Origin of the sequence: Rhodococcus sp. OK611, assembly GCF_003050885.1 — a bacterium.
GTDB lineage: Bacteria > Actinomycetota > Actinomycetes > Mycobacteriales > Mycobacteriaceae > Rhodococcus_G > Rhodococcus_G oryzae.
This window is the reverse complement of sequence record NZ_QAOZ01000008.1, coordinates 153,961-177,978: the sequence shown is the minus strand read 5'-3', so window position 1 is coordinate 177,978 and position 24,018 is coordinate 153,961. Positions and strand designations below refer to the sequence as shown.

The 24,018-nt window shown below is 67.4% G+C and carries 25 protein-coding genes; 6 read left to right on the top strand and 19 right to left on the bottom strand.

The window, feature by feature from the left end:
* Positions 1–60 precede the first annotated feature (60 nt).
* Positions 61–1,314, bottom strand: coding sequence for a DUF4303 domain-containing protein (locus C8K38_RS12215; protein ID WP_209928265.1), 1,254 nt, complete (start codon positions 1,312–1,314; stop codon positions 61–63).
* Positions 1,315–1,414: 100 nt separating this feature from the next.
* On the opposite strand from C8K38_RS12215, the gene C8K38_RS12210 reads away from it, so the two are divergent.
* Positions 1,415–2,098 (top strand): SMI1/KNR4 family protein, encoded by a 684-nt coding sequence (locus tag C8K38_RS12210; RefSeq protein WP_245222167.1) that lies wholly within the window; start codon positions 1,415–1,417, stop codon positions 2,096–2,098.
* A gap of 31 nt (positions 2,099–2,129) precedes the next feature.
* Here C8K38_RS12210 and C8K38_RS12205 read toward each other — a convergent pair whose 3' ends face one another.
* The 3 genes from C8K38_RS12205 to C8K38_RS12195 all read right to left on the bottom strand — a co-directional run bounded on the left by C8K38_RS12205 (position 2,130) and on the right by C8K38_RS12195 (position 4,824).
* Positions 2,130–2,921 carry an ABC transporter ATP-binding protein gene (locus C8K38_RS12205; RefSeq protein WP_097211715.1) on the bottom strand — a complete coding sequence of 264 codons (792 nt, stop codon included), beginning with the start codon at positions 2,919–2,921 and terminating at the stop codon, positions 2,130–2,132.
* Positions 2,918–3,610 carry a FadR/GntR family transcriptional regulator gene (locus C8K38_RS12200; RefSeq protein WP_097211714.1) on the bottom strand — a complete coding sequence of 231 codons (693 nt, stop codon included), beginning with the start codon at positions 3,608–3,610 and terminating at the stop codon, positions 2,918–2,920. The genes C8K38_RS12205 and C8K38_RS12200 overlap by 4 nt, the downstream gene beginning before the upstream one ends.
* Before the next feature lie 176 nt (positions 3,611–3,786).
* Positions 3,787–4,824: a beta-ketoacyl-ACP synthase III gene (locus C8K38_RS12195; protein ID WP_097211713.1), complete on the bottom strand. Its 1,038-nt coding sequence runs from the start codon at positions 4,822–4,824 to the stop codon at positions 3,787–3,789.
* A gap of 89 nt (positions 4,825–4,913) precedes the next feature.
* On the opposite strand from C8K38_RS12195, the gene C8K38_RS12190 reads away from it, so the two are divergent.
* Complete coding sequence (locus tag C8K38_RS12190) at positions 4,914–5,498, top strand: TetR/AcrR family transcriptional regulator (protein ID WP_097211712.1); 585 nt, start codon at positions 4,914–4,916, stop codon at positions 5,496–5,498.
* 55 nt (positions 5,499–5,553) lie between these two features.
* Here C8K38_RS12190 and C8K38_RS12185 read toward each other — a convergent pair whose 3' ends face one another.
* Together C8K38_RS12185 and C8K38_RS12180 are read right to left on the bottom strand one after the other, a co-directional pair.
* Positions 5,554–6,090: a hypothetical protein gene (locus C8K38_RS12185; protein ID WP_097211810.1), complete on the bottom strand. Its 537-nt coding sequence runs from the start codon at positions 6,088–6,090 to the stop codon at positions 5,554–5,556.
* A gap of 177 nt (positions 6,091–6,267) precedes the next feature.
* The gene (locus C8K38_RS12180; RefSeq protein ID WP_097211711.1) at positions 6,268–7,419 is read right to left on the bottom strand and encodes an acetyl-CoA C-acetyltransferase; all 1,152 of its coding nucleotides are present in this window, start codon (positions 7,417–7,419) and stop codon (positions 6,268–6,270) included.
* 191 nt (positions 7,420–7,610) lie between these two features.
* Between C8K38_RS12180 and C8K38_RS27630 the strand changes: the two genes are divergently transcribed.
* Positions 7,611–7,745 carry a hypothetical protein gene (locus C8K38_RS27630; protein WP_257017466.1) on the top strand — a complete coding sequence of 45 codons (135 nt, stop codon included), beginning with the start codon at positions 7,611–7,613 and terminating at the stop codon, positions 7,743–7,745.
* 109 nt (positions 7,746–7,854) lie between these two features.
* Here the strand turns inward: C8K38_RS27630 and C8K38_RS12170 are convergent, their stop codons facing one another.
* The 4 genes from C8K38_RS12170 to C8K38_RS12155 all read right to left on the bottom strand — a co-directional run bounded on the left by C8K38_RS12170 (position 7,855) and on the right by C8K38_RS12155 (position 10,107).
* Positions 7,855–8,139: a hypothetical protein gene (locus C8K38_RS12170; RefSeq protein ID WP_097211710.1), complete on the bottom strand. Its 285-nt coding sequence runs from the start codon at positions 8,137–8,139 to the stop codon at positions 7,855–7,857.
* Positions 8,106–8,828 carry a hypothetical protein gene (locus C8K38_RS12165; protein ID WP_097211709.1) on the bottom strand — a complete coding sequence of 241 codons (723 nt, stop codon included), beginning with the start codon at positions 8,826–8,828 and terminating at the stop codon, positions 8,106–8,108. The genes C8K38_RS12170 and C8K38_RS12165 overlap by 34 nt, the downstream gene beginning before the upstream one ends.
* Positions 8,829–8,991: 163 nt before the next feature.
* Positions 8,992–9,618 carry a hypothetical protein gene (locus C8K38_RS12160; RefSeq protein ID WP_218840971.1) on the bottom strand — a complete coding sequence of 209 codons (627 nt, stop codon included), beginning with the start codon at positions 9,616–9,618 and terminating at the stop codon, positions 8,992–8,994.
* 99 nt (positions 9,619–9,717) lie between these two features.
* A complete protein-coding gene (locus C8K38_RS12155) occupies positions 9,718–10,107 on the bottom strand; it encodes a hypothetical protein (protein ID WP_097211708.1) in 390 nt (129 codons plus the stop codon).
* A 36-nt stretch (positions 10,108–10,143) separates the two neighbouring features.
* Between C8K38_RS12155 and C8K38_RS12150 the strand changes: the two genes are divergently transcribed.
* Positions 10,144–11,178 carry an SMI1/KNR4 family protein gene (locus C8K38_RS12150; RefSeq protein WP_097211707.1) on the top strand — a complete coding sequence of 345 codons (1,035 nt, stop codon included), beginning with the start codon at positions 10,144–10,146 and terminating at the stop codon, positions 11,176–11,178.
* A gap of 83 nt (positions 11,179–11,261) precedes the next feature.
* Here C8K38_RS12150 and C8K38_RS12145 read toward each other — a convergent pair whose 3' ends face one another.
* The 7 genes from C8K38_RS12145 to C8K38_RS12115 all read right to left on the bottom strand — a co-directional run bounded on the left by C8K38_RS12145 (position 11,262) and on the right by C8K38_RS12115 (position 19,270).
* Positions 11,262–12,869 (bottom strand): AMP-binding protein, encoded by a 1,608-nt coding sequence (locus C8K38_RS12145; RefSeq protein ID WP_097211808.1) that lies wholly within the window; start codon positions 12,867–12,869, stop codon positions 11,262–11,264.
* 108 nt (positions 12,870–12,977) lie between these two features.
* Positions 12,978–14,561, bottom strand: a complete 1,584-nt coding sequence (locus C8K38_RS12140; protein ID WP_097211706.1) for an MFS transporter — start codon at positions 14,559–14,561, stop codon at positions 12,978–12,980.
* Between the two features lie 148 nt (positions 14,562–14,709).
* Positions 14,710–15,153, bottom strand: a complete 444-nt coding sequence (locus C8K38_RS12135; RefSeq protein WP_097211705.1) for a hypothetical protein — start codon at positions 15,151–15,153, stop codon at positions 14,710–14,712.
* 47 nt (positions 15,154–15,200) lie between these two features.
* Positions 15,201–15,674 carry a flavodoxin family protein gene (locus C8K38_RS12130; protein WP_097211704.1) on the bottom strand — a complete coding sequence of 158 codons (474 nt, stop codon included), beginning with the start codon at positions 15,672–15,674 and terminating at the stop codon, positions 15,201–15,203.
* Positions 15,675–15,804: 130 nt separating this feature from the next.
* Complete coding sequence (locus C8K38_RS12125) at positions 15,805–16,056, bottom strand: dihydrofolate reductase family protein (RefSeq protein ID WP_209929218.1); 252 nt, start codon at positions 16,054–16,056, stop codon at positions 15,805–15,807.
* 24 nt (positions 16,057–16,080) lie between these two features.
* Positions 16,081–18,450, bottom strand: coding sequence for an ATP-binding protein (locus C8K38_RS12120; RefSeq protein WP_097211703.1), 2,370 nt, complete (start codon positions 18,448–18,450; stop codon positions 16,081–16,083).
* A gap of 223 nt (positions 18,451–18,673) precedes the next feature.
* The gene (locus tag C8K38_RS12115; RefSeq protein WP_097211702.1) at positions 18,674–19,270 is read right to left on the bottom strand and encodes a TetR/AcrR family transcriptional regulator; all 597 of its coding nucleotides are present in this window, start codon (positions 19,268–19,270) and stop codon (positions 18,674–18,676) included.
* 48 nt (positions 19,271–19,318) lie between these two features.
* On the opposite strand from C8K38_RS12115, the gene C8K38_RS12110 reads away from it, so the two are divergent.
* Both C8K38_RS12110 and C8K38_RS12105 read left to right on the top strand, forming a co-directional pair.
* Positions 19,319–19,933, top strand: coding sequence for a pentapeptide repeat-containing protein (locus C8K38_RS12110; RefSeq protein WP_245221128.1), 615 nt, complete (start codon positions 19,319–19,321; stop codon positions 19,931–19,933).
* 3 nt (positions 19,934–19,936) lie between these two features.
* Positions 19,937–20,368 carry a nitroreductase/quinone reductase family protein gene (locus C8K38_RS12105; protein ID WP_097211700.1) on the top strand — a complete coding sequence of 144 codons (432 nt, stop codon included), beginning with the start codon at positions 19,937–19,939 and terminating at the stop codon, positions 20,366–20,368.
* Position 20,369: 1 nt separating this feature from the next.
* On the opposite strand, the gene C8K38_RS12100 is transcribed toward C8K38_RS12105, so the two are convergent.
* Together C8K38_RS12100 and C8K38_RS12095 are read right to left on the bottom strand one after the other, a co-directional pair.
* Positions 20,370–21,125 carry a hypothetical protein gene (locus tag C8K38_RS12100; protein WP_179800542.1) on the bottom strand — a complete coding sequence of 252 codons (756 nt, stop codon included), beginning with the start codon at positions 21,123–21,125 and terminating at the stop codon, positions 20,370–20,372.
* Positions 21,126–21,568: 443 nt separating this feature from the next.
* Positions 21,569–23,764 (bottom strand): acyltransferase family protein, encoded by a 2,196-nt coding sequence (locus tag C8K38_RS12095; protein ID WP_097211699.1) that lies wholly within the window; start codon positions 23,762–23,764, stop codon positions 21,569–21,571.
* Between the last annotated feature and the right edge of the window lie 254 nt (positions 23,765–24,018).

Genomic DNA, 24,018 nt, shown 5'->3' with positions numbered 1-24,018 from the left:
CGACCCGGCTGGTGCAAGCGAGCGTTGTCGCGGTCGGCCGGGCTCCACCAGAGCCGCGGCTCAATGCACGGCTGGACCGCGATCGCTGGCTGCTGCGACGGCATCGCGGACGAGGGCATCCGGATCCCTGGCCAGGCGGCGCAGCTCGGCGTTGTACCGCTCTCGCAGGTTCAGGGTGAGCGCCGTGTCCGTCAGCACGAACACGCCGTGCCGCCGCACCGCGGCCCAGGGCGAAGCGAGTCCCACGAACGCGGCCTCGGCCTCGTCCGCGTCGATCGTGCAGTACCCGCTGCCCGGAGACAGCCGATCGCACACCGCGTCGTGCAGCGCGGGATGCTCGGTCAGCGCAGCCTCCAACGGGCCGTAGTCCAACGGCTGGTGGACACCGACGTCCCGGAAGGAGGTGTACGGGGCGGTGAGCCCGCGGACGGCGACCTCCCGGGGCAGCCGATCGAGCCGGGCCGTCACCAGATCCATCCGGCCGAGACGGGAGAGCGCCGCCGCTGCCCAGGCTCGATCGGGTTCCCCCAGTCGACGGTTGCCCACAATCGCATCCAGTGCTGCGACCACTTCCGTTGTGGGGATGCCGAGTTCGCCGAGCAGCTTCGCCCACAACCACTTCTCGCGGGCCACCGGAAGATGTTCCAGTATCGCGGACACCGCGTCGGTTCCCAGCTCGCGGAGCCAGGCGCGTGCGCGTTCGGTACCCGGAGGCGCGTGGACGGGGGAGTCGGCGATCGCGATCAACTCGATCACCCTCAGGTCGGGCGGCAGCGCGGCCAGCCGGTCGAGCGCCCGCTGCTCCTCGTCGAGTTCGGGGAAGTGCCTGCGTACCTGGGTCTTGGTCAGGCTCAGCGGAATCAGCTCCCACGCCTCGTCCATGGCCACCGCGACGAACTCCCGGCCGACGACCTCCTCGTCGATCAGTGTGCGGCGCGCCGCCTTACAGGCCTTGGCGACCGTGCGCTCGAATCGGTGGTGGACGGCATGCCAGCGCTCGCCGTCATCGGCCGTCGCGGCTGCCTCGACGCGCTCGGCCAAGCGGTCCTCCGCCTCGCCTGGGTCGAGCTGCCACGGCCAGTCCGCCGGGCTCCACCGCAGCGCGTCGGCGGCGAGGTGGTCGGTCGCGACCGACGCGAGGGATTCCTCGCTGGCGACCCCGATCGACGGCCACGCGATCACGCCGCCGGCTTCGGCATAGAACTCGTGCACGGCGGCGCCGTAGATCCGGTCGTCGGGGTGTTCCACGCGCATGAGGCGCACGAACGCCACGATCTGATCCCGTACGGCCGCTTCCACGCTCGCCCAGTCCACCCGTCCGACCGTAGTGGAGGGCACGGACGCCCCGGATAGGCTCACCCCGGTGAGACCGGATCTCGAACAGCTGCGTTCCCTGTTCGATGCATCGCCCGGGTTGGCGAAACGCCCGGCCGGGCCGACGTCGCGGGACCGGATCGAGAATGTGCAGACCCGCCTCGGTCCGCTGCCCCCGTCCTACCGGTGGTGGCTCGGCGAGTACGGAGCCGGGTGGCTGCGCGGGGCCCCGATCGCGACGGCCGCGCCCGCGGAGGCCGACGAGGCGATCACGGCAGACTGGCGATCGACGGGTACTCGGCTGTGCTTCCACGCCGAGGAGGGCGGCGACACGCACTACTTCGCGCTCGATCGCCGGGGCATCGACGGCGAGTGGCCGGTGGTCCGCCGAGACCCGTTCGACGGCGACGAGTACCCCGTGGCGGAGAACTTCGCGGGATTCCTCGCTGTCCAGGCCGCCCTCGCCCGCGGGCTCCGGGACGGCCCGAATCCGACGATCGCCGCGCTGTGGCGGTCGACGGCCGGGGCCCTGCGCGACGATGGCCTGCTGCTGTACGGACCGCACCAGATCCAGGAGCGCAACGAGACATTCGAGGTGCGAGAGTATGCACCCGACTGGGTGCTGGTCGGCGACGACAGTGGGGGGCGGGGACTGTTCATGAGGCACCGCGGACGGGACCGACGCAGCGTCTATCTGCTCGACCTCGGCGCGATCGGCGGGAACCTCGCCATCGACGGCGAACTGCTCACCGACGACCTGCTCGGATGGCTGGCCATCGGGTAAAAGGGGCGTCCGGGCCACCCGGCCGTGTCCGTCAGACGGACGCCAACGCTCGGGCGGCCCAACGACCATGATGCGCGCTGATCTCGATGCCGTGTTCGAAACACTCAGTGATCAAGTCGCTGGTGAGGACCTCCCCGATTGATCCCTGTGCGAGGACCTGGCCCCGACGAATAAGGATCCCATGGGTGGTGGATGCCGGGATCTCCTCGATGTGATGGGTGACGAGCACGCTTGCAAGCCTGGGATTTTCGCGCCGAACCTGGTCGAGGGCCGTCAGTAGTTGTTCTCGGGCAGCGAGGTCGAGACCGGTGGATGGCTCATCTAGAAGGAGGAGTTGTGGCTCCGGCATCAGGGCTCTGGCGATCAGCACTCGTCCCCGTTCACCCTGGGAGAGGTTCGGCCATCGGGCACCGGAACGATCGGCTACCCCGAACGTTGCGATCAAACCGTCGGCCCTGTCGAGTTGTTGGGGGGTTGGTGCCCAGCGTTGGACCAGTTCCGTGGTGTTGGTGAGTCCGGTGAGGACGACCTCGCGAACTGTGAGGGGGTACTGGAGAGGATGGCGCGGATTCACATGCCCGATCGCGGCACGAAGGCTGCGCATGTCCACCCGACCGAGCCGATGCCCAAGAACCCGGACGACGCCGGTCGTCGGATGGGTTTGGGCGCCGAGCAGGCTGAGTAGGGTGCTCTTTCCCGCCCCGTTGGACCCGAGCAAGACCCAGTGCTGGCCGGGCTCGATTGTTGCCGAGATATCCGAGATGAGGGCCCGCCCGTCACGAACGACCGTGACGGCCTCGGTGGAGACGATTGGCGAAGTCATGCGTTGTCCTCTATCTGCAGTGCCGTGATCACCGAGTCGATGTTTGCGGCGACTGCCGCCATGGCTGCGGCTCCGTCCTGCGCTTCGATGGCGGCCAGGAGGTCGTCGTGCGCGCTCGAGGTGTCCGGATGGTCGGGCTCGTCCTTCTCGAGTTCGATGAGCGCGTCGCGGAGCAAGGGGCGGACCGAGGCAAACAGCGACGCCAGGACGGCGTTGCCCGACAGTGTCACGATCGAGGCGTGGAAATCGAGATCAGCATCGACGAAGTCCTCGATGTCGTTCCCCAGCAGGGAGTGCCGGGCAGCGAGTCCCGATCGGATGGCGCTGAGGTCGTGTGATCGGGCGCGCGCAGCGGCGAGTCGGGCAGCCTCGACTTCCAATGCGCGCCTGACTTCGAACACCTCGAGCAGGCGGGCGCGGCGAAGCAGGCGGGGGAGATCGGAGGCGCTCGGTGTGGCGCCGGACTCGGTGACGAACGTGCCGACGCCGTGACGCACAATCAGCTGGCCGTCCTGCGCTAACAGTCGGACGGCTTCCCTTATCGACGATCGGCCTACCCCCAGCTCGGTGGCCAGGTCCGACTCGCGGGGCAGTCGTTGCCCCGCTGCCCAGTGGCCGCTAGAAATACGTTCGCGCAGTAGGCGTTCCAGCTGTGGAACGAGCGGGCCGCTTCTCAGCTGCGAGTTCACAGGTGTCCTTTCGGTGGCACCATCAGGCTACCAAAGAGATCAGACCTCTGATCTCTTTGGTTGGTTTCCGCCCGTGTACTCCATGTCTGGCGTACGAGGCGGAAGGGAATTTGATCCGGACGCCACGCTGACCTGGCGGGTACCGCGCTGACGCGGCCCCGCCAGGGCCCGGTGACTCAGACGATCGCGGGCAGCCGGACGACCTGGCCGGCGTAGGCCAGTCCGGCGCCGAAGCCGAGCAGCAACGCGGTGTCGCCGGGCTTGGCGCCGCCGGAACGGAGCAGCTGTTCCATTGCCATCGGGATCGATGCCGCGCTGGTGTTGCCGGTCTCGACGATGTCGCGGGCGACCGCGACGGTCTCGGGCAGTCCCAGGGTCCGGATCAGCGCGTCGGTGATGCGGCTGTTGGCCTGGTGCGGCACGAAGGCGTCCAGGTCGCCCGCCGTGATCCCGGACTTCTCCAGGGCGTCGCGGCATGCCTTCTCCAGGAAGGTCACCGCCCACCGGAACACCGCCGAGCCGTTCATCCGGATGTAGGGCCGCTCCGTGGTGCCGCCGCTGGCTTCTGCGGCCGCGACCTCGGCGAAGTACTGCTTGAAGTCCTTGTCCTGTTTGATCGCTTCGGTCTGGGTTCCGTCCGAACCCCAGGCGACCGGACCGATTCCCTCTGCGTCGGCTGGACCGACGACGACCGCGCCCGCGCCGTCGGCGAAGATGAACGCGCAGGTCCGGTCGGTCGGATCGAGCAGGTCGGACAGCCGTTCCACGCCGATCACCAGGACGTGGCGGGCCTGCCCGGCGCGGACGAGGCTCGCGGCGTTGCCGAGCGCGTAGCAGAAGCCCGCGCACCCGGCGGAGATGTCGTAGGCCGCGGTGTCGTGCATGCCGAGCTCCGTGGCCACCACAGCGCCTGCCGACGGTCCCAGCACCATCTGTGACGACGTCGCCAGCACCACGGCGTCGATCTGCCCGGCCTCGATACCCGCGGCGGCGAGCGCGTCGCGGGATGCCGCGACGCTCATCGAGACGATGGTCTCCTCGGAGTCGGCCCAGCCTCGGGACTTGATGCCGGAGCGGGTCTGGATCCATTCGTCGCTGGAGTTGATGGCATCCACGATCTCGGCGTTGGGGACGACGCGTCGGGGTCGGTACGCGCCGAGGCCCAGCAGGGCCGTGTGCGTGACGGGATTGGCGGTGGCGATGGGGGCGGGCACAGCATCCTCTCCATGTGAACCGATCGGTCCATATAGTTGAGATCATCTAACATGAACCGATCGGTTCACACAAGCGCGGGAGGATTTGCATGACCACGGCACGACCGCGAGCCCGACTCCTCTCGAGCACCATCGCCACGGTGCAGGAGCTCGGGGTGAATGCGGCCGGGCTGACCGAGCTGCTCAAACGCAGCAATGCGTCGCGTAATTCGCTGTATCAGCACTTCCCGGCCGGCAAGGGCCAGCTCGTGGAGACGGCGACACGGATCGTGTCGAGAGTGGTGCATTCGCATGTGAGCGTCATGGCGGAGAAGCTGGCGAGCGCGCCGTCGGTGGAGCAGTGGCTGGACGAGCTGTTCGCATTCTGGCGCGAGCCGCTCGAGTCCAGCGAGTACCGGCTGGGTTCGTTCATGATGGCGGCCGCGTTGGACGAGCAGAACCCGGCGGTGCAGGCCGCCGCGGGTCAGGCGTTTACCGATTGGACCTCCCGGCTCGCGGACGGCATGGTCGCGGCCGGAATCGAGGAAGCGGCCGCGCGCTCGATGGCGGGGCTGCTGCTGTCGGTGATCGAGGGCGCCATCGTGCAGAGCCGCGCGCTCGAGTCGAGCCAGCCCTTCGTCGATGCACGCGCCCAGCTCAGCGTTCTGATGGGTCATCACCTCACGCTCGGGTGAGCGCCGGTGGTGCCGTCCGGTTGGCGGCTGCCGACAACCGGACGGTCCCGAGTGACTACGCCGGCACTACCGAGATCGTGCCCTTGCAGACGGCCTTCTGCGTATTGATGAACCGCCAGCCCCCACCGGTCTCGACGGTGACGGTGAAGTCCACCGCTCCGGTTCCCGTCCAGGTTCGGTTGATCGGGATCCCGGGCTTCTGCTGCAGGGCCGTCTCGTCGCTGACGCTGTGGCCGGAGGCCCCCGTCGTCTTGTTGGTCCAGTCGACCAGCACCCGCGTGCCGTACCAGTTGACTCCGAAGCTCGGCAGCAGACCGGGGGGCGGCGCGGGCAGTTCGTTCCCGCCGCTCAGCAGAATTGCCGGCTCCAGCGCGTCTGCGCCCGGACGGAGCGACGCTCCCGATGCGGCATGGACGGTCCACGTGAACGACGGTGCCCAGAAGAGCGGGTTCAGGCTCCCGCACGTCATGGTCGTCGACGTCGGCGGCGCGGGCTGAGCGTTCGCGACGCCTCCACTGGTCACCACCGCGATGCCGAGCCCGACAGCAGTGAGGGTCGCAGCGCACCCACGCCGCACCAACTTATTGCTCATGATCACTCCCCTTGATCCGACAATGCGAGAACCGAGACATTTCGGCCGCACCTTCATACCGAAGGTGGCATACGGTTTGTTACAAATCGTGCAATCTGGACCATACTCGCGCAACCGAATTCGGCAATTCCTGCTGTTCGGACGCCGGCATGGACGACGACGGTTGCACCAGCCGATTCAACTGAGACGTTCGATGATGAGGACGTTCGCGGTGCCGCCGCCCTCGCACATGGTCTGAAGTCCGTATCGTCCACCCGCTCGCTCGAGTTCGTTCAGAAGCGTCCCGAAAAGCTTGGTGCCGGTGGCGCCGAGAGGATGCCCGAGCGCGATGCCGCCGCCATTGACGTTGACGCGCTCCGCGTCTGCGCCGGTCTCGGCGAGCCAGGCAAGGACGACCGAGGCGAATGCCTCGTTGATCTCGATCACGTCGAAGTCGTCCATGCTCATGCCCGTCTTCCCGAGCGCGTACTCGGTGGCCGGGATCGGAGCGGTGAGCATGTAGATCGGGTCGGCGCCGCGAGCGCTCAGGTGGTGGATTCTTGCGCGCGGTACCAGGTTGTGTGTCTTGAGCGCGGCCGCGGACGCGACGAGCACGGCGCTGGCGCCGTCCGAAATCTGGCTGGCCAGAGCCGCGGTCAGGCGCCCGCCCTCTCGGAGCGGTGGCAGCGCTGCCATCTTCGCCAGGCTCGTGTCGCGGGGGCACTCGTCCACCTCGAACGAGCCGACCGGGACGATCTCGTCGTCGAATCGTCCGCCCGCGATCGCATCCCGTGCGCGCTGGTGGCTGCGCAACGCCCACTGCTCCATCTGTAGGCGGCTGATGCCCCACTTCTCGGCGATCAGCTCGGCGGCCCGGAACTGGGAGATCTCCGTGTTGCCGTAGCGGCGGTGCCAGTCTCGGGAGCCCGAGTAGGGATCGTCGAATCCGTATTCCCGGCCCGCCGTCATGGCTGCGGAGATCGGGATCCGGCTCATGCTCTGCACGCCGCCCGCAACGATCAGGTCCGCCGTCCCGCTCAGCACCGCCTGGGCGGCGAAATGCAGTGCCTGCTGACTGGATCCGCATTGGCGATCGACCGTCACGCCCGGGACGCCCTCGGGCAGGCCGGCGGCCAGTGCCGACGTGCGTGCGATGTTTCCTGCCTGGCCACCGATGGTGTCGACGCAGCCGAACATCACGTCGTCGATGGCCGCGGGATCCATGGGGTTCCGGTCCGTGAGCGATCGGATCACGGTCGCGCCCAGGTCGATCGGGTGGGCGGCGGACAGCGCGCCGTTCTTTCTGCCGACTGCGGTGCGAACTGCATCGACGATGTAGGCCTCGGACATTGCGGGTTCCTCGTTTCCTCGGTCGCTTCGGGCATGCGCCAATCAGTTAGATGATTGCACCCTATAGCGTTCGGGTTGATCGTCGGGTCCACCGGTCGAGATCGGCCCGCGGCCGCGCGCAGGGAATGCTCGCGGGCGGGGAGGCGTTACCGACGCGGAGTACCTGTCAGCGCGAAATGAGGAGTGGGGACATGGGTTCGCTTGAAATCATGGAGTGGCTTCGTGAGGGAGCCAATGCAGGAGACCCGATCCGGGGGCCGCTCTACGTCGTGACGTTCGTCGTCGGCGGACTCGTGAGCGTGCTGTTCGGTGGCGGAGTGATCTGACCGATCGGCTGATCGGACCGGACGGCCGTCGCGGCCGCCTCGTCGGAGGCGGTTGCGCTTGCGGTCGTCCGGTCCGGCGATGGCCGCACCCCAATCGCGTACCCGGTTCCTAGGGCGTGCGCGCGAGCGTGACGCCGAGCCCGTCGATGCGGAAGTCGCGATCGGTGACGTCGACACCGAAATCGGTGAAACGCCGACCGCCCAGTGCGCCGGCGAGGAAGTCGCGGATCGGACCGGGCTGGGCGGCGCCGGAATTCGAGACACTCGCCGGCACCTCGATCGTGCCGTCGAAGTGACGGGCCTGCCCGGTGAGGCCTGCCGGTTGCGGTGTCTGCCGGAGGGCGTCGACGGTGTGGAGGATCAGGTCGAGTCCGACGCCGTTGCCGAAGTCCACGTGCAGCGGTGTGGGGGGCTCGCGATGTCGAAGGATTCGACGGCGGCGGTCCAACCCGCGGGGGAGCGGCCCGCGTAGTTGTACGGCGAGGCCGGTACGGACGGGTCGACGCTGCGGTCGTCGGCGGTATTGGCCAGACGCTCCCCGGTCAGGGGCTGGTCGGTGGCGACGAAGCTCCACTCGTCCGCGGTGAGCTGCTTTGTCCAATAACCGGTTCGGCCGTCGTTGGCGCCCTCGACGCGGAGTTCGTGGGCGTCGGAGCCGATGCCTGTCTTGTGTATCGAGATGCGGTCGGTGATCTCGCCGGGGACCTTTGGTTGACGCAGCCAGTCGGACGCGGGGAGCGCAATGGCGGCGGTGCCGACATCGATGCGCTCGCTGAGCATGTCCGCGGCTTCCCGCAGGCCCGGCTGGTCGTCGTAGGAGTAGCGGAAGAAGACCTTGTCCGCGCCGGAGATGTCGAAGTCATAGAGTCGGGTGTACAGGTCCCCATGGCGATTCACGACCAGCGAGGTGGAGCCGCTGGTGGAGAGGGCGACCGCGCGGAAGCGGCCTCCGGCGGGCATGCCGACTTCGTAGCTGTGGTCGACCGGGAGCCAGGGGTCCACGTAGCGAATGCGGGTACCGCCGTCGGTGAGTGCGAAGACGTGGGAGACCTTGGCCAGGCCCACGGGGTGGTTGTTGCCCACGGCGTCGCGCCAGACATGGTCTTCGTTCGCGGAGAGAACCGACCAGGTCCAGTCGAGCGTGCCAGGGGGAAGGGTGCGCCACCGCGCCGGGCTGCACCGTGAGACCCGCGAACGCGATTCCGGCAAACCGCGACGAGGGCGCCTCGCGTGGCAAGTCGCTTCATCACACCCAGCCCAGCGTTCCGAAGATGATGAGGGCGAGGGCATCGATGCCGAAGATCGTGCCGACCGTGATGGCCTTCGCACGCACGGTCGCCATGTCGTGGACCCAGAAGCAGACGGCGAAGAACGGCACGTAGCCGATCAGCCAGATGAGATAGGGGAAGCCCGGCTGCCACCAGGACCAGTCCCAGGTCAGCACGCCCATCTTGTTCAGCACCACCTCGACGCCCACGGCGGCGGCGGAGTTGATCGCGATGAGGATCGGCCGGTTGGGCAGGCCGAAGATTCGGGTCTCCTTGGGCGGTAGCATCTTCGCCGCCGCGACGCCCATGATGGCGAACATGAAGCAGATCTCGATGTTCAGGCCGATGAGCAGCTGGTAGGCCGTCGGTCCGGTCGCGGCCCATACCGGTGCGCGGCCCGTGGCGTGGAAGACCAGCGAGTTCCAGATCTCGTTGAACAGGTCCATGCCCCACAGTGCGAGCCCGGCGAAGAAGACGTTCCAGTTCCGGCGCTCCACTTCCGTGGCGTACACGTAGATGACCAGGAGTAGCAGCGGAATCACATACCACTTGAATTGGCTGCTGTCGCGCAGCAGTTCGAGCGCCATCTTGGCGTGCTCGGTCATCAGCAAACCCTCTCCCCCGAGACCATCAGAAGCCCTGGGGGAGTGTTACGCATTGACGTCAGTTGTCAGGCTGTAACTGTGAAATTGGGTTACACCCGGTCAGCCCGGTGGAGACCACACCGTCGTGACCCTCTGCCGCACGGTCCGAACCGGGTCGGGGGAGGAGAGTGCCGTGACCCCCGCTCGGAGCAGCAGAACGTCCTCGTTTCGGCGCGCCGCGAGCAAAGCGGTCTCCCACAGCACGACGCACTCCGTGGCGATGGCACCGATCGCGTCGGATCTCTCGCCGCCGCCGAAGAGTCTGAATTCGGACTCGCATCCGCCGAGGCGCGCCAGCTCTGTGATGATCGGGTGCCACTTCAGTCTCGCGCCTGCCGCGTAGGTGTGCTTCGCGCCGAAGGTCCGCACAAAGAGGTGTGCCGCAACGAGAACCGGCTCGGCCGAATCCAGGTCAGCGAATCCGCCGAAGACCGGTGGTGGGTGCTTCATGGTTCGATCGTCGCATCCGGATGAAAGGACAGGGCAGTGAGCGTGCGCACCACGGGCCACTTCGGCGGCGTCGACTTCGAGGGCTTCTGGGACGACAGCGACTATTCGCGGGAGAACTACGCCGAGCCCTCGCCGACCGATGAGCTGATCGCGTCGATCGAGGAGGAGCTGGGCGGGTACCGGCTCCCGGACTCCTTCGTGGGACTGATGCGGATGCACAACGGCGGCATGGTCGAGCGGCCGTGTCACCCGATGGACGAATCGACGAGCTGGGCCGAGGACCACATCCAGATCAGCGGCCTGTATGCGATCGGCCGTACCGCCACCTGGTCGCTGTGCGGGGAGCTCGGCTCGACGTTCATGCGGGACGAGTGGGGTTACCCGAACATCGGCGTCGGCATCGCCGACACCCCGAGCGCCGGGCACGAGCAGATCATGCTCGACTACCGCGCGTGCGGCCCGCGCGGCGAGCCTCGGGTCGTGCACGTCGACCAGGAGGGCGACTACCGCATCACCGCGGTCGCGCCCGACTTCGCGACCTTCGTCCGGGGCCTGGTGCGCGAGGACGAGTTCGACGACAGCGAGGAGACGCTGCAGGCGGATCTCGCGGTGGTGCGGCGCGGCACGCTGTCGCCGATCGTCCGCCGCGCCCTGGAGGCAGCGGGCCTGCCGGACGGCGAGGCACTGGTCCGCGGCCTCGCGGAGCGGATCGTGACGGAGAAGGGGTTCTACGCGCTCCACGCGGACGGCGACTCGTGGCTGATGTACGACGTCATGTTCTGGCTGTACTCGCACCTGGCCACCGCGTCATCGTTCGAGGACTTCGTGAACCGAGCCGAGGGGCAGGACGACTATGAGCGGCCCTGCTACACCCTCATGGTCACCACGTCGTTCGTGGCCGACCCGTACGGTTTCTGCACGGGCGGGTACGCGGAAGGGTTCCTGCGGGACTGGTGGGACGCGAAGGTCGAACGCGGGAACCTCGTCGCCGCGGACGGCGGGTACCGGTTCGATCCGGAGTATGCGACACAGCTGCTGAGGGTTCTGCGTGCGACCGGCGGGATTCGCTGAGCGGCCGCACACGTCGGACGGTCACGGCGACCCGATCCACGCCCGGGCGTCGGGGTGCCGGGCGTGGATCGGATCGTGTGCGACTAGGCGGACGCCATCGTCGTCGCCCAGCGATAGTCCGCCTTGCCGGCCGGGGTTCGCTTGACCTCGTCCACCAGCACGATCGAACGCGGGATCTTGTAGCCGGCCAACGTCTTGCGGCAGTGCTCCTGAACCTCGTCGAGGGTCAGTTCGGGCGATCCGGGATAGGTCGCGATGACCGCGGCGACCTGTTGGCCCATCCGTTCGTCGGGCGCGGGCACGACGAGAGCGTCGGAGATCGACGGGTGCGCGTGCAGGGCGGCCTCGACCTCCTCGGCGAAGACCTTCTCGCCGCCGGTGTTGATGCACTGCGAGCCGCGGCCGAGGAAGACGATGGTGCCGTCCGCTTCCGCCCTGCCCATGTCGCCGAGCACCGACAGGCGGGTGCCATCGGCGCGAGTCGGGAACGTCCGGGCTGTCTTCTCCTCGTCCTTGTAATAGCCGAGGGGGACGTTGCCGATGCGGGCGATGTAACCGATCTCGTCGGAGCCCGCGGGAAGCTCGTTCAGCCGCTCGTCGACAAGGATCATGTTCGGCGAGGGCGGCATTCGCAGATTGCCTGCCTCGTCGATGGTGAAGGCGCCGTCGTTCCCGGACTCCGAGGCGCCGAAGTTGTCCCGCAACAGCAGGTCCGGCTTGACCGCCAGCATGCGGTCCCGGACGCTGGTGGACCAGATCGCGCCGCCGGAGGTGATCGAGAACAGGGAGCTGAGGTCGACCTCGCCCTTGCGTCGTTCCATCTCGTCGACCAACGGTAGCCCCATGCCGTCGCCGACGATGAGGATCACCTGGACCGAGTCCTTCTCGATCGATTCGACGACCTTCTGCGGGTCGAAGTCCCGCCTGAGGACCACGCGAGCACCGAGGGTGAAGAAGGTGAACAATGAGTACAGCGCGGCGCCGTGCATCAGGGGTGCGGCGATGAGGAAGGAGAATTCGGGGAATTCCTTTGCGGCGCTGGCAATCTCGGCAAGGTCTTGCCGGGTGCCCTCGCCGTATGGATTCCCGCCGGAGAGCGGCTTGCGGAAGAAGTCGTCGTGCCGCCACATGACACCCTTCGGGTATCCGGTGGTCCCTCCCGTGTAGAGCAGGTACAGGTCGTCGCCCGTGCGGGAGTCGAAATCCGCCGTGGGCGACAGCTCGCGGGCCTCGGCGAAGGAGACCACGGACACTGCACGCGCATTCGCGGCGGCGAGCAGCTCGTCGGCGACCTCGCCCACCACGAACACCGTCCGGAGCATCGGGCACGCCTCGAGGAGGGCGGCGAGGGTGCGCTGATGCTCGGGGAGTTCGATGACCACCGCGACCGAGTCGGAGTTGGTGAAGATGTACTCGAGCTCGGCGGGCGTGTACCGGTAGTTGACATTGATCGGCACCGCGCGGATCTTGATCAGTCCCAGGATGGATGTGACGTGCTCGATGCCGTTCTTCAGGAACAACGCGACATGGTCGCCCCGGGAGATGCCGGCCTGTGCGAGCAGGTGGGCGGCCCTGTTGGCCTCCGCGTCGAGCTGGGCGTAGGAGAGGTTCTCGCCCTCGTAGGTCAATGCAATGCGATCGGGTACTGCGCTGGCGACCGTCTCGAAAACGTCCGCGAGGTTGAACTGCATCTTCATTCCTTTCAGAACCGGTCCGCGATGTCGAGGGCGATGACCCGAACCTAGAACACGTTCCAGGCCATCTGCGGGGAAACTGATCGATTGGTGCATTTCCTGCGGTCAGTCGGAGGTCGTTGACGGGGCTTCCGGTATCCGCATCATGCGGAACGAGTTGAGCAGCCCGAGGAGGCCGGCGAGGATAGGAACGAGCAAGGCGATCTGAAGGGCGAGGGGTCGTGCCTCCGTGTTGATGCGGATGATCTCGTCCTGAATCTCCTGGGGCTGGTCGACGAGCAATCCCTCGAGTTGGGTGTTGCTCATGACCTCCGCGTCGTCCTCGAGCACCTGCGCCACGTGCTGCTGGTCTGCCGGCGGGAGCACGGTGCTCGATTGCGCCATCGAGGTGAACGCGATGGACAGCGTTGCCAGCAGGGTGGCGCCGGCGAACGCCAGACCGAACGACAGCCCGAACGACCCTGCCGCTGAGTTGGTGCCTGCGGCCTCGCTGACCCGCTCGTCCGAGATCGGGGCGAGCGTGTAGTCGTTGAGCTGCGACACCAACAATCCCAAGCCCGACCCCGCGATGATCAGAGGGACCACCAGTGCCCAGCCGAACTCAGCCCGGGGCACGATCGGGATCAGCGCAACGATCCCGATCGTGAGGAGGAAGAATCCCCACCGGATGATGCCGCTGGGGCGCCGATCGCCCGCCCTCTTCCCCGCGAGCACCGCCACCGCGAACATGCTGAGGGAGAGGGGTGCGAGGGACAAACCCGCCTGCATCGCGTTGTACTCGAGCACCATCTGCAGGTAGATCGGCAGCGCAATCATCGTGCCGCCCAGCGCAATCTGCTGGAGCATTTGCTGGGAGACCCCCAGCCTGAAGATCTTGGATGTGAACAGATCCGGGTCCAGCAGGGTTGGTTCGCCCCGCCGCTTGCGCCGCACCAGCCAGTACGCCAGTCCGGCCAGTGCTGTCGCACCGATCACCAGGAGCGCGGCCACTGCTTCGCCGCCCTCCTGCCACATCAGGATTCCCAGCACGATGCCGCCCATGCCCAGCACGGAGAGCGCCGCCCCGACCGTGTCGATGCCCCGAGGCTCCGTGTACGGGACATCGCGGACGAGCGTGATGCCGGACAGCACGATGGCGATGATGACGACCTCGAGCACGAACGCGATGCGCCAGGACAGGTAGGTGGTGATGAACCCTCCGAGCAGCGGCCCGACCGCCGCGGCGATCGCGGCCGCCGCCCCGACGAGGGCGTAGACCTTCTTCTGGGCGCCTCCTTCGAAGTTGCCGTGGATGAGGGACTGCATGGCGGGCAGGAGGAGTGACGCGCCGATCCCACCCAGCACGGCCCAGAAGATGACGACCGCAGTCAGGCTCTGCGCGAGGGCCATCGCCGACGCACCGATGGCGTAGCCGAGGAGGCCGAGCACGTAGGCACGTTTGCGTCCGATCAGGTCGCCGATCTTGCTGCCGATCAGGATGAATGCCGCCGATACCAGCGCCTCGAGGGCGATGGCCGCCTGGACACCGCTCACGGTCGTGTCGAGGTCTCGAACCACGGACGAGATCGACACGTTCATCAGGGACGTGTCGACGACAAGAACGAACATCGCCATTGCCAGCAGGACGGCGAGCAGGCGTTGAGTGCCCGCCAGTTGCTCGGCGCCGCTGTCAGTTGATCCTTCTGTCATCGGACACCCACCATCTCGGCAGTCGCCGTGGGCGAGCACTAAGAAGAACGAGCCACGGACCAGCAGTATTGCATGTCTGACACGATGCGCGAGGCCGAGTCCGCCGCGCCGTATCCGCACCGATCGCATGGCCAACGCGTCTGTTTTGTTACGGCGCGACGATGCAACCGGGTCCGATCGGCGTACCCGGGTTGACGGTGACCGTCTCGATCGGTCCGCCCGCCGATGTCTGATAGGCCATCAGGGTGTGTTCTCCGGGCGCGGTCGGTGTCCAGAGCGAGAAGGCGTGACCCAAAACGACGGGCGGGACGTAGTAGGGATCGACGGTGTCCCAGATCAGCTCGTGCGGGAAGAAGGTCGACGCGCGGTTGAGGTCGACGATCCCCACGCCGGGCTCTGCGAGAGTGCCCGTCCTGGCCACGACCAGGTAGGTGCAACCGGCCCCGTACGGCGTTGTCGGGCCCCCGCTGAGCCCGGGGACGACGGTGACGTCGACTACCTCCGCTGCGGCCGAGGGCGCGGACATGGTGACCACCGCGGCGCAGACGGCCACGGCGAGCGGGGTGGCGCGGGCAATCCTCGAAGAATTCATACCAGTGGGTCGGTTTTGTCGCCGGCGCCGTTACAGAGTTGAACCGGTCAGGGCCTGGCGCCTGCCCGAGCCGGCAGCCCTTCGGCAAAGGCGCGGGCCGACTCCAGGTCCGCGGCGTTCGGTCGTCCCTTCCGGATGCCGCCGACCAGCTTGAACGGAAGATAGGTATCGAACGCGCGACACGAGAAGGTGTCGATCACCTCGAAGCCCTTCTGTCCGAGACGGCGTACGAGGGGGCGGGAGAAGGCGTGGGGCCGTGCATCGGGAAATCCGCTGGTGGCGAAGACAAATGCCTTGTGTCGTTGCCCCTCCGGGAGTGACTCGACGAACTCGAGCAGCCGCGCGTGGAAGGACCCCAGGTAGATCCCTGACCCGAATCCCACGAGGTCGTAGGCGGCCAGTTCCGCAATATCGACCTGGTCAGGGGCGACAACGCGGGCATCGAGCACCTGGCCCATGACGTCCGCAACCCGCTTCGTGTTTCCGTGAGATACGGAGGTGCACACGATGATCGACTTCATGAAGACGCTCCCCTCGATTTCGGGATGGCGCCGACACGCTCGCCTTCCCCACCCCGTCCCCTTTGAGGTGCGTCGTCAGACTAGCGGCAGTTGCGCTCGGAAGGATGCGTTGTCTGCATCGTCACAGAGGTCATGAGCGCGCAGGGTCGTAGACCATCGCGATCTCGCCCAGTTCGCCGGTCTTCTGATGTGTGAGCGTCCAATTCGAACTGGGCAGGCCGTCGTCGAACAGTCGCTGCCCGCTCCCGGCGATCTCGGGGCAGATCATCAGATACAGCCGGTCGAGTAGGTCCGCCGAGAGGAGTGGCTTGATGATGCTGGCGCTGCTGTCGACGAGGATGTCGCCCTCGCCGGTGGCCTTGAGTTCGGCGTTGAGCCGGATGCTCTCCGCCTTCCCGGCTTCGGATCAGGGCTGTCGAGGTTTCTGATTCTCGGCGATCCAGGCCGCGATCTGCGTCCGCGAGGTGAACCCGAGCTTGGAAAGGACGTGCTCGACATGACCCTGCGCGGTGCGGGGCGAGATCACCAGCGTCGCGGCGATCTCCTTGTTGGTCAGTCCTTCTGCCACGAGGTCGGCCACCTCGGTTTCGCGGCGGGTCAACAGCGGTGCGACCGGTGCCGCACGGGGCTTGTCGGTTTGGCGGTCCCCGAGTGCGTAGGCGACAGCGTCGTCCACACTCATCTCGGTGCCGGTGCGAAAGGCCTCGCCGTAGGCACGGGTCCCCAGCGCGTCGCGGGTGAGTCGCTCGCATTGGTCGTGATGGCCGATCAGGTAAGTGAGGGTCACCGAGTCGCTTCCCACGGCCTTCGCCAGCGTCTGCGCGGCACCCATCAGGACGGCGGCGCGCGTCGCCTTGCCCTCGCGCATCTCGTTCCAGGCCAACGACTCCAGGCACCAGCCCGTCATGGCCGGGTCGTTGATTTTCCGGCTCAGCCGCAACGCCTGTGCCGTCAGGGTGGCTGCCCTGTCGTAGTCGCCCGCCTGTAGCGCTGTCTGTCCGAGAGCCCACGAGGAGTGTGCGCGGAAGAAGGATTCCTCTCGCGGGGTGGTGATCGCAAGGATCTGCTCGTGGCAGGCGACGGCCGTTTCCTCGTCTCCCAGCAGTCCGCTCGCGCCCGCCAGGCCGAGGAGGCCACCCAGCTGCCGGGTGATCTCGTACCCGGCTCGCCTTGGAGGGGGCCCGATCTCGGATCGCACTCCTGCGCTGGCGAGCGCGGCCTGGAACGGTTCCACCGCGGCGGCGAGGTCGCCGGTGAACAACGCCATATAGCCGCTCGCGTAGTTCGCGGTCTCGAGCGACTCGGGGTCACCCAATTGCTCTGCGAGCGTTCGGCATTGCGCAGCCCTCGCCGCGGCTTCGTCGGGTTTTGCCTGCATTCCCGCCAACACGGTGTCGTCGTACAGCGAGTTCAGGCGTTCCTCGGTCTGCGCGTTGACGGCGGTTGTCAGAGAGCGGTCCATCCAACGCCTGGCCTCCGCCAACTGGCTGCGGCACAACCAGAACGCAACGAACATGGCATTGGTGAGACGCGCGTTCACATCCGGATCGGTGGTGACGACCGGCTCGGTCAGACTGAACGCCAGCGCCTCCCGGAGGTTCGGCTGTTCGCGATCGAGCCGGGCGATCCAATCGGTCTGGCGGGGGCCGATCCACTCGGACTCCGCCCTCAGCACCAGTTGTTCGTACCACGAGAGGTGCCGCCGCTGAGCCCGATGCAGGTCGCCGGATTCGCGCAGCTTCTCCTTGCCATAGTCGCGGATCGTTTCCACCATGCCCAGGCGCACGACGTCCCCGACCTGCTCACGAACCAGGACGGACTTGTCCACGAGCGAGGCCACCGCGTCCAGAAACTCGCCGGCGACCAGCTCCTCGGGACAGATCCCCTCGGCCGCATCCAGCTCGAAACCGCCCACGAACACCGACAGCCACGCCCACAGCTTCTGCTCCCGGGCCCCGCACAGCTCGTAGCTCCAGTCCACACACGACCGCAACGTCTGGAGCCGGGTCGGCGCCGCCCGCGAGCCGACGGTCAGGAGGCGATACCTGTCGGTCAGGCGGTCCATGATCTGTCCGGCCGACATCGCCCGGATCCGCACTGCCGCCAACTCGATCGCCAACGGCAGCCCGTCCAGCCTGTCGCAGATGCCCGCCACCGCAGCACAATTGGTCTCGGTGAGCGCGAAGTCCGGCTGCCGGGCGCTGGCCCGTGTGACGAACAGCGCCACCGCCTCGTACTGGGCCATCGCCTCGAGCGGTGGGGTCTGCGCCGCGTCAGGAACCGTCAACGGCGGCACCCGCACCACCCGCTCTCCGTCCACCCCGAGGACCTCGCGGCTCGTCGTCAGGATCCGCAGCCCCGGACATGCTCGCAGCAGGCTTTCCACCAGCTCCGCGACGGCGCTGAGCAGATGCTCGCAGTTGTCCAGGACCAACATCGTCTGCCTGGTGGCGAGGTGATCGATCAGCAGGTCGGACATCGACCGACCCGGCTGATCCGGTAGTCCGAGTGTGGCAGCGACGGTCTCCGCCAACAAGGCCGAGTCGCGCAGTTCGCCGAGCTCGACCCACCAGACCCCGTCGGCGAAAGCCCGACGCGAATCCTCGGCGACCCGTAAGGCCAACCTGGTCTTGCCCACGCCGCCGATGCCGGTCAACGTCACCAACCGGGAGGCGGACTGCAGCCGCCTGACCTCGGCTATCTCGTGGCGCCTGCCGATGAAACTCGTCAATTCCGCCGGCAGGTTTCCTGGCTTGTCCATCACGGAGGTCGTCATCGAGCAGGCCTCCCATCTCGCAGGCTTCCGGTGTTCAACGCTACGCCTGCCGGGTTTCCGACCGGCTCATGGTGGCCATGTTTGTTGCCGATCGGAGAATGACCGGACCTTGGCACCGCCTCGAACCGGGAGGCGAGGCTGCCTGGTTGGGTATCGACCAGGTGGTGGGTGACGTTACGTGCCTCAGGCCCGTAGAGGGGCTATTGGGTGAATTGTCTAAAGCTCAGCGCGGGGCCAGGTTTCGTAGGGCGAGGGCGAGAACGCGGTGCATGTCCTCGGTTTGATAGCCCGTCCCGGGCTCGCACGTGTGGTCGGCGACGAGGTGGTTGGACATGGCCAGTCCGTGCAGCAGGACCCAGAGCAGGGGGCCGACCTCCCGGACGTCGCCGGCGATGAGGGTGTTGCTCTGCTGAGCCTCGACCACGAGTTCGTTGAAGTAGCCGGTGAAGTCCTGGGCGGCGTCTACCAGCACCCGGCTCGGATTGATCGCGTAGTCGCCTCCGAACTCGAGTCGGTAGTGGTTCGGGTATTCCCAGGCGACTTGGACGTAGGCGAGGCAGGCGCGAAACAGCGGGGTGGAGTCCGTCGCGGTGTCCGCGACTGCGCGCTGCATCTCTGCCTTCAGGGCGGTCAGGTTCTCGGCGGCCACAGTGCTGAGCAGGTCGTCCTTGTCCTGGAAGTGACGGTACGGCGCCGTCCGCGACACGTCGGCCGCCGCGCCGACTGCCCGCAGCGTGACGTGAGCCGGTCCGCCCCGCGCCAAGAGGTCGCTGGCCGCGGCGATCAGGGTGCGGCGCGTGTCCCGGGTTCTGTCCTGCATCTCCTGAGGGTAGAAGCTTGTTGACGCCGTCAACAAACCGCTGTTAGGTTGACGCCGTCAACCTGGTTCGTCCTAGATGGGGGCTCAATGACATCGACATCGCAGGCGAATCCGCTCGAATTACTCTGTTCGGATGTTGCTGCCTGGAATTCCCAACGGGCGGTTTGTGACTCGGGGAGCATCAGCCTCGTCGACGCCGATCTGGCGGGTGCGAATCTCGCCGGTGCAAACCTGGCCGCCGCCGACCTCACCGGCGCCGACCTGTCGGGAGCCGACCTCACCGATGCCAGTCTCGCAGGTGCGAATCTGACCTCCGCCGAGTTCGTCGGGGCCGTCCTGACGAGGGCCGATCTCGCCGGTGCAGTCGCCCATGACGCGAACTTCACCGGCGCCTTTCTCACGCGGGCCGACCTGCGGGAGGTCGACCTGACGATGGCCTTTCTGACGTCAACCTTCCTCGGGCACGCGGATCTGACCGGAGCGGATCTCTCCGGCGCGTACATGACCAGCGCATTCCTCGGTGACGTCAACCTGACCGGCGCCACCCTGATCGGTACCTATCTGGGCAAGGCCAACCTGACGGGCGCGAACCTCGCCGGTGCCGTCCTGGACGGCGCCGATCTCACCGGCGTCACCATGCCGGACGGCACGGAGGCCGGCTGACCGATGCATCCGACGGTGAAGACCGCATTGGCGTTCGTCAACAGAGTGACCGCCGCCCTGTACCGGAGATCGGACGGTCGTCTCGGTGGGAAGTCGGTAGGACTGCCCGTTCTCCTCTTGACGGTGCCCGGTCGCAAGACCGGAATTCCGCGAACCGCCCCGGTCATCTACCTCGAGCACGGCGATTCGTACGTTGTGGTGGGTTCCGCATTTGGATCGAAAACCGACCCTGATTGGATGAGGAACCTAGCGGCGGCCGACTCCGTTCGGATTCGGATCGCCGATCAGGAGTGGGATGTATCGGCACGCATCGCCACGGGTGACGAGCGAGACAGCCTCTGGCGAAACGTGATTGCGCCCGACCTGCCCTCGCTCGCGAAACATGAGGCGCGTTCCGGGCGTACGTTCCCGGTGGGCGTCCTGGCGCGACCATGAATCAGCTTGCGGGACTGCCGATGCCAACGGAACCCTCCCCGCCGGGCTGACCGGGCTCCGCGCCGCCTGCGGGCTCGCGCACGTAGGCGTACATCTGCGACGGGGCGGTCGAGGTGCCGCCGAAGTAGAAGCCGGCGTACCACTTCCCGGTTCTGGTGGGGTTGGAAGGGCAGGACCGGGGGAGCGTGGCCGTCTCGTGGATGTCCCGGCCGAGGATGGTGCCATCGACGGCGAAACGGTATACCGGCCCGTCGATCTGGATCGAATACCTCAGGGGCACAGTGGCAGCGAGATCGTCGTGGGAGAGGGTGACGAGCGCGCTTTCCGGGTATTGATGCACTCCATTCGCATTGGCGTACGGCACGAGTTCGAGTACGCGCGGCGATGTGTCGGTACGCCACCGCCAGCCGAACATGGCACCGTTACGAGCAAGGTCGAAGTCGCCGCAGTCAGAGAAGCCGGGCAGCTTGTTCCAGTCGAACTGGTCCTCTGGCTGGGTGGGAGAGGTGAGAACGTACTCGGCGGTCGGGGTCAGCACGAAGTCGTAGGTGCGCGACGCCCCACCGGGGCTGACCCAGCCCTCCAACGGGCCGGTTGCGCCGGTCGGGCGACCCACCGACGCACTGTGCGCGCCCTGCTCGATGGTGTAGCTCGACCATCCGGGGGGCGTGCCAGGGGCCAGGCAGCCGCTCAGCACGGTGGCCGCCGTCAACGCTGTGGCGGCGATGCCGGCCTTTCGGGTGATCCTGCGGCTCACGGTTCTCCCTCCGGTTTCGACCCGCACACCCTCCCACACGCTTCGTTCGCCCGCCCCGTTTTCGAAGCGGCCGATTGTCGGTGACCACGGATTCCTCGGCATGCGCCCGCGGTCAGGCAGGAGAGTTTCGACCGCCGTTCATCACGGTCTGCCACCAGTCGTTGAGGGGGCTTGGTTCCGGCCAGTGGATCTGCTCCTCGGCGGGCGGAACGTGGGGGTCGCGGCGGCTCGTATTCGACTCGCCGACCCGGGTCTGCGGGTGATCGTCCTCGCGCGGCACAGCGCTGCACCTCCCTGGCACCGGTGCGCCCGCCGAGCGCGAGCGCGGCCATTGTGCACTACGAAGTTAGCACCGAATGTGATCGACAGGTGGGACCTGGTTCCGGTTCTACGCCTGCACTATTCGATGATGATTTGAAGTGAATGGCGTGTACGTCTTGAGCTCAGCGCGGGGCGAGTGCGCGGTCCGCGAGTGCGGTGACGACCGGCGTGAGCGCCAGTGCATGCTCGAGCGTCAGGTGGTTGTCGTCGCGGAACACCAGATCCTTGCCGACGATGACGGGGCAGCGGTCCGCGGTGCAGAACAACTCCGTGAGGTCGGCGTACTGTCCGCCGCCTGCCGCGGTCGCCGCGGCCTCCGCCGCGACTCCCGCGGCATTCACCGCGACCGGGCGGAGCGGCGAGCAGGCGGTCACGTCGTCGAGGTGGGCGGACAAGCACGTCGGCACGGTCGAATGCGGATCGGGGACCGGACCGAGGACGAGGACGGCCGCTCCTGTGGCCCGTAGCTGCGCCACCATGTGGGTCAGGCTGTCGAGCCAGGCGGGGCCGTAGACGTCGAACCCGAAGTCGCCGCCGTAGCGCCGGGACATGCTCAGCACGATCAACCGTGGCCGCTCGGCCAGTAGCCGCGCGACGACCTCGCCTCGCCACTGCTCACACTCGCTGTACTCCCGACCGAGGTAGGGGCTGGTGATCGGCAGGTCGAGCAGCGGGCAGGTGACCTTGCCCAGGGTTTTGAGCCGCCAATGTCGTTGCTCGGCAGCCGATTCGAATGCGGGATCCCACATTGCGGCGTGCGAGTCGCCGACCAGCGCCACCGTCGTCGTCGAGGTCGGATCGCCCGCGGCACAGTCGATCGCACCGACCTCGAGCCAGGACCGCACGCAGCCGTTGACGAATACCTCCGGCTTGTCGGCCGGTGCGTCGGCCAACGTCGGGGACAGATTCGACGGCACGGCGAGCGTTGCGGCCGACTCCGTGACCGCGGCGTGCACCTGCGCGGTCAGCTGCTGCACCGCGGCCTCGTGCGGGTCGACGGACGGGGCCGCCGCCGCGGGCGCGGGCGCGGTGGTGACCGTCAGATCCGCAGCCGCCGCGCCGTGGCCGACCGGGACGGGGCGTGCGACGAGGAGCAGCAGCCCCGCGCACACGGCGACGGCCGTGATGGCGCCACCGAGGGCGAGACTGCGCGATGCCGAATCCCGTAGCGGTGCTGCGAACCGGACCGGATTCTCGACGAGGTACAGGGTCAGCATGGCCAATCCGGCGGACAACGCGACCGCACCGAGCCGCCCGAGCAGGCCGAGGGGATGACCGAGGAGGGCAGGCATCAGCAGGAGTGCCGGCCAATGCCAGAGATACCAGGAGTACGACACCCGGCCGACGGCCCGGATCGGCGCAAGTGAGAGTCCGCGACCGACCCCCAGTCGCGGTGCGGCGCAGCCGGCGCCGATCACCAGGACGGTGCCCAGCACCGGAAGCAGCGCGGCGGTGCCGGGATACGGAGTTGTCTCGTCAAGTCGTGTGCACGCGAGGACGAGCAGGACCAGGCCCGCCCATCCGGCGACGGTGGCCGCGGTCGCGGGCAGCCGACTCCACCCGCGGAGCGAGAGCGCCACCAGTCCGCCCGCTGCCAGTTCCCAGGCCCTCGACGGCAGCGAGAAGAATGCCCACGACGGCAGCGTGTCGGTCCAGGCCGACGAGACCGCGAACGATGCCGCCGCAACCAGCGTGAGTACGAGCAGGTACGGCGTCGGCGATGTCGGGGCATCCGCGACGCCGCGACGCGAGACGCGCCGAACCAGCCAGGCGGCCCCGATGATGAGGGCGGGCCACAGCAGGTAGAACTGCTCCTCCACACCGAGCGACCAGAAGTGCTGGAACGGCGACGGCGGCGCGTCGGCGGCCAGGTAGTCGGTGCCGTGCAGGGCGAACCGATAGTTGCCGACGTAGAGCGCGCTCGCCATCTCGTCGCCGAGGACGTCCCGCGCCTGCAGCGGAGGCAGCAGCACCGCCGAGCAGATCGCGGTGACGACCAGCACCAGGCCACCGACAGGCAGCAGCCGTCGAGCCCGCGCGCCGTAGAACCGGGCGAGGCCGACCGTGCCGGTGGTCGACACATCGCGCCACAGCAGCCCCGTGATCAGGAAGCCGGAAACGACGAAGAAGATGTCGACGCCGACGAACCCGCCGCCCACACCGGGAACGCCCGCGTGGAAGAGGACGACCATGACCACGGCGACGGCCCGCAGACCCTCGATGTCCGGGCGGAAATCCCTGGATCGTGTTGCAGCGGGATCGGTGAGGCGGTCACCGTCGGATCGGCGTTCTCGCTCTGCAGTGACAACGGTGTTCACCCCGACCAGCCGTCCTCCCCCGAAGATCCAGCCACCCCGTGTATCCGGGCAGACGCACCGCAGCGGAGTCCCGTGCAGCGGTCGGCCGCAGCGTAGGCGAAATCATCCCACTGAGATCCCCGCACGGTGCCGAGCCACGCCGGGACAACTTTCCGGTCTGTCGGGCTTCGCTCAGCGCTCCCGCGGCTTCGTGAGGAGGTTGTCCGTGGGGGTCGGACGACGAAAGAAAGGCAAGGAGTTTGCCAACTCCCTGC

Excerpts from the sequence above, each read along its gene's own strand:
- C8K38_RS12205 (WP_097211715.1), bottom strand. The coding sequence starts at position 2,921 with ATGACTTCGCCAATCGTCTCCACCGAGGCCGTCACGGTCGTTCGTGAC.
- C8K38_RS12190 (WP_097211712.1), top strand. The coding sequence starts at position 4,914 with ATGACCACGGCACGACCGCGAGCCCGACTCCTCTCGAGCACCATCGCC.
- C8K38_RS12185 (WP_097211810.1), bottom strand. The coding sequence starts at position 6,090 with ATGAGCAATAAGTTGGTGCGGCGTGGGTGCGCTGCGACCCTCACTGCT.
- C8K38_RS12180 (WP_097211711.1), bottom strand. The coding sequence starts at position 7,419 with ATGTCCGAGGCCTACATCGTCGATGCAGTTCGCACCGCAGTCGGCAGA.
- C8K38_RS27630 (WP_257017466.1), top strand. The coding sequence starts at position 7,611 with ATGGGTTCGCTTGAAATCATGGAGTGGCTTCGTGAGGGAGCCAATGCA.
- C8K38_RS12160 (WP_218840971.1), bottom strand. The coding sequence starts at position 9,618 with ATGACCGAGCACGCCAAGATGGCGCTCGAACTGCTGCGCGACAGCAGC.
- C8K38_RS12155 (WP_097211708.1), bottom strand. The coding sequence starts at position 10,107 with ATGAAGCACCCACCACCGGTCTTCGGCGGATTCGCTGACCTGGATTCG.
- C8K38_RS12145 (WP_097211808.1), bottom strand. The coding sequence starts at position 12,869 with ATGCAGTTCAACCTCGCGGACGTTTTCGAGACGGTCGCCAGCGCAGTA.
- C8K38_RS12140 (WP_097211706.1), bottom strand. The coding sequence starts at position 14,561 with ATGACAGAAGGATCAACTGACAGCGGCGCCGAGCAACTGGCGGGCACT.
- C8K38_RS12135 (WP_097211705.1), bottom strand. The coding sequence starts at position 15,153 with ATGAATTCTTCGAGGATTGCCCGCGCCACCCCGCTCGCCGTGGCCGTC.
- C8K38_RS12130 (WP_097211704.1), bottom strand. The coding sequence starts at position 15,674 with ATGAAGTCGATCATCGTGTGCACCTCCGTATCTCACGGAAACACGAAG.
- C8K38_RS12120 (WP_097211703.1), bottom strand. The coding sequence starts at position 18,450 with ATGACGACCTCCGTGATGGACAAGCCAGGAAACCTGCCGGCGGAATTG.
- C8K38_RS12115 (WP_097211702.1), bottom strand. The coding sequence starts at position 19,270 with ATGCAGGACAGAACCCGGGACACGCGCCGCACCCTGATCGCCGCGGCC.
- C8K38_RS12105 (WP_097211700.1), top strand. The coding sequence starts at position 19,937 with ATGCATCCGACGGTGAAGACCGCATTGGCGTTCGTCAACAGAGTGACC.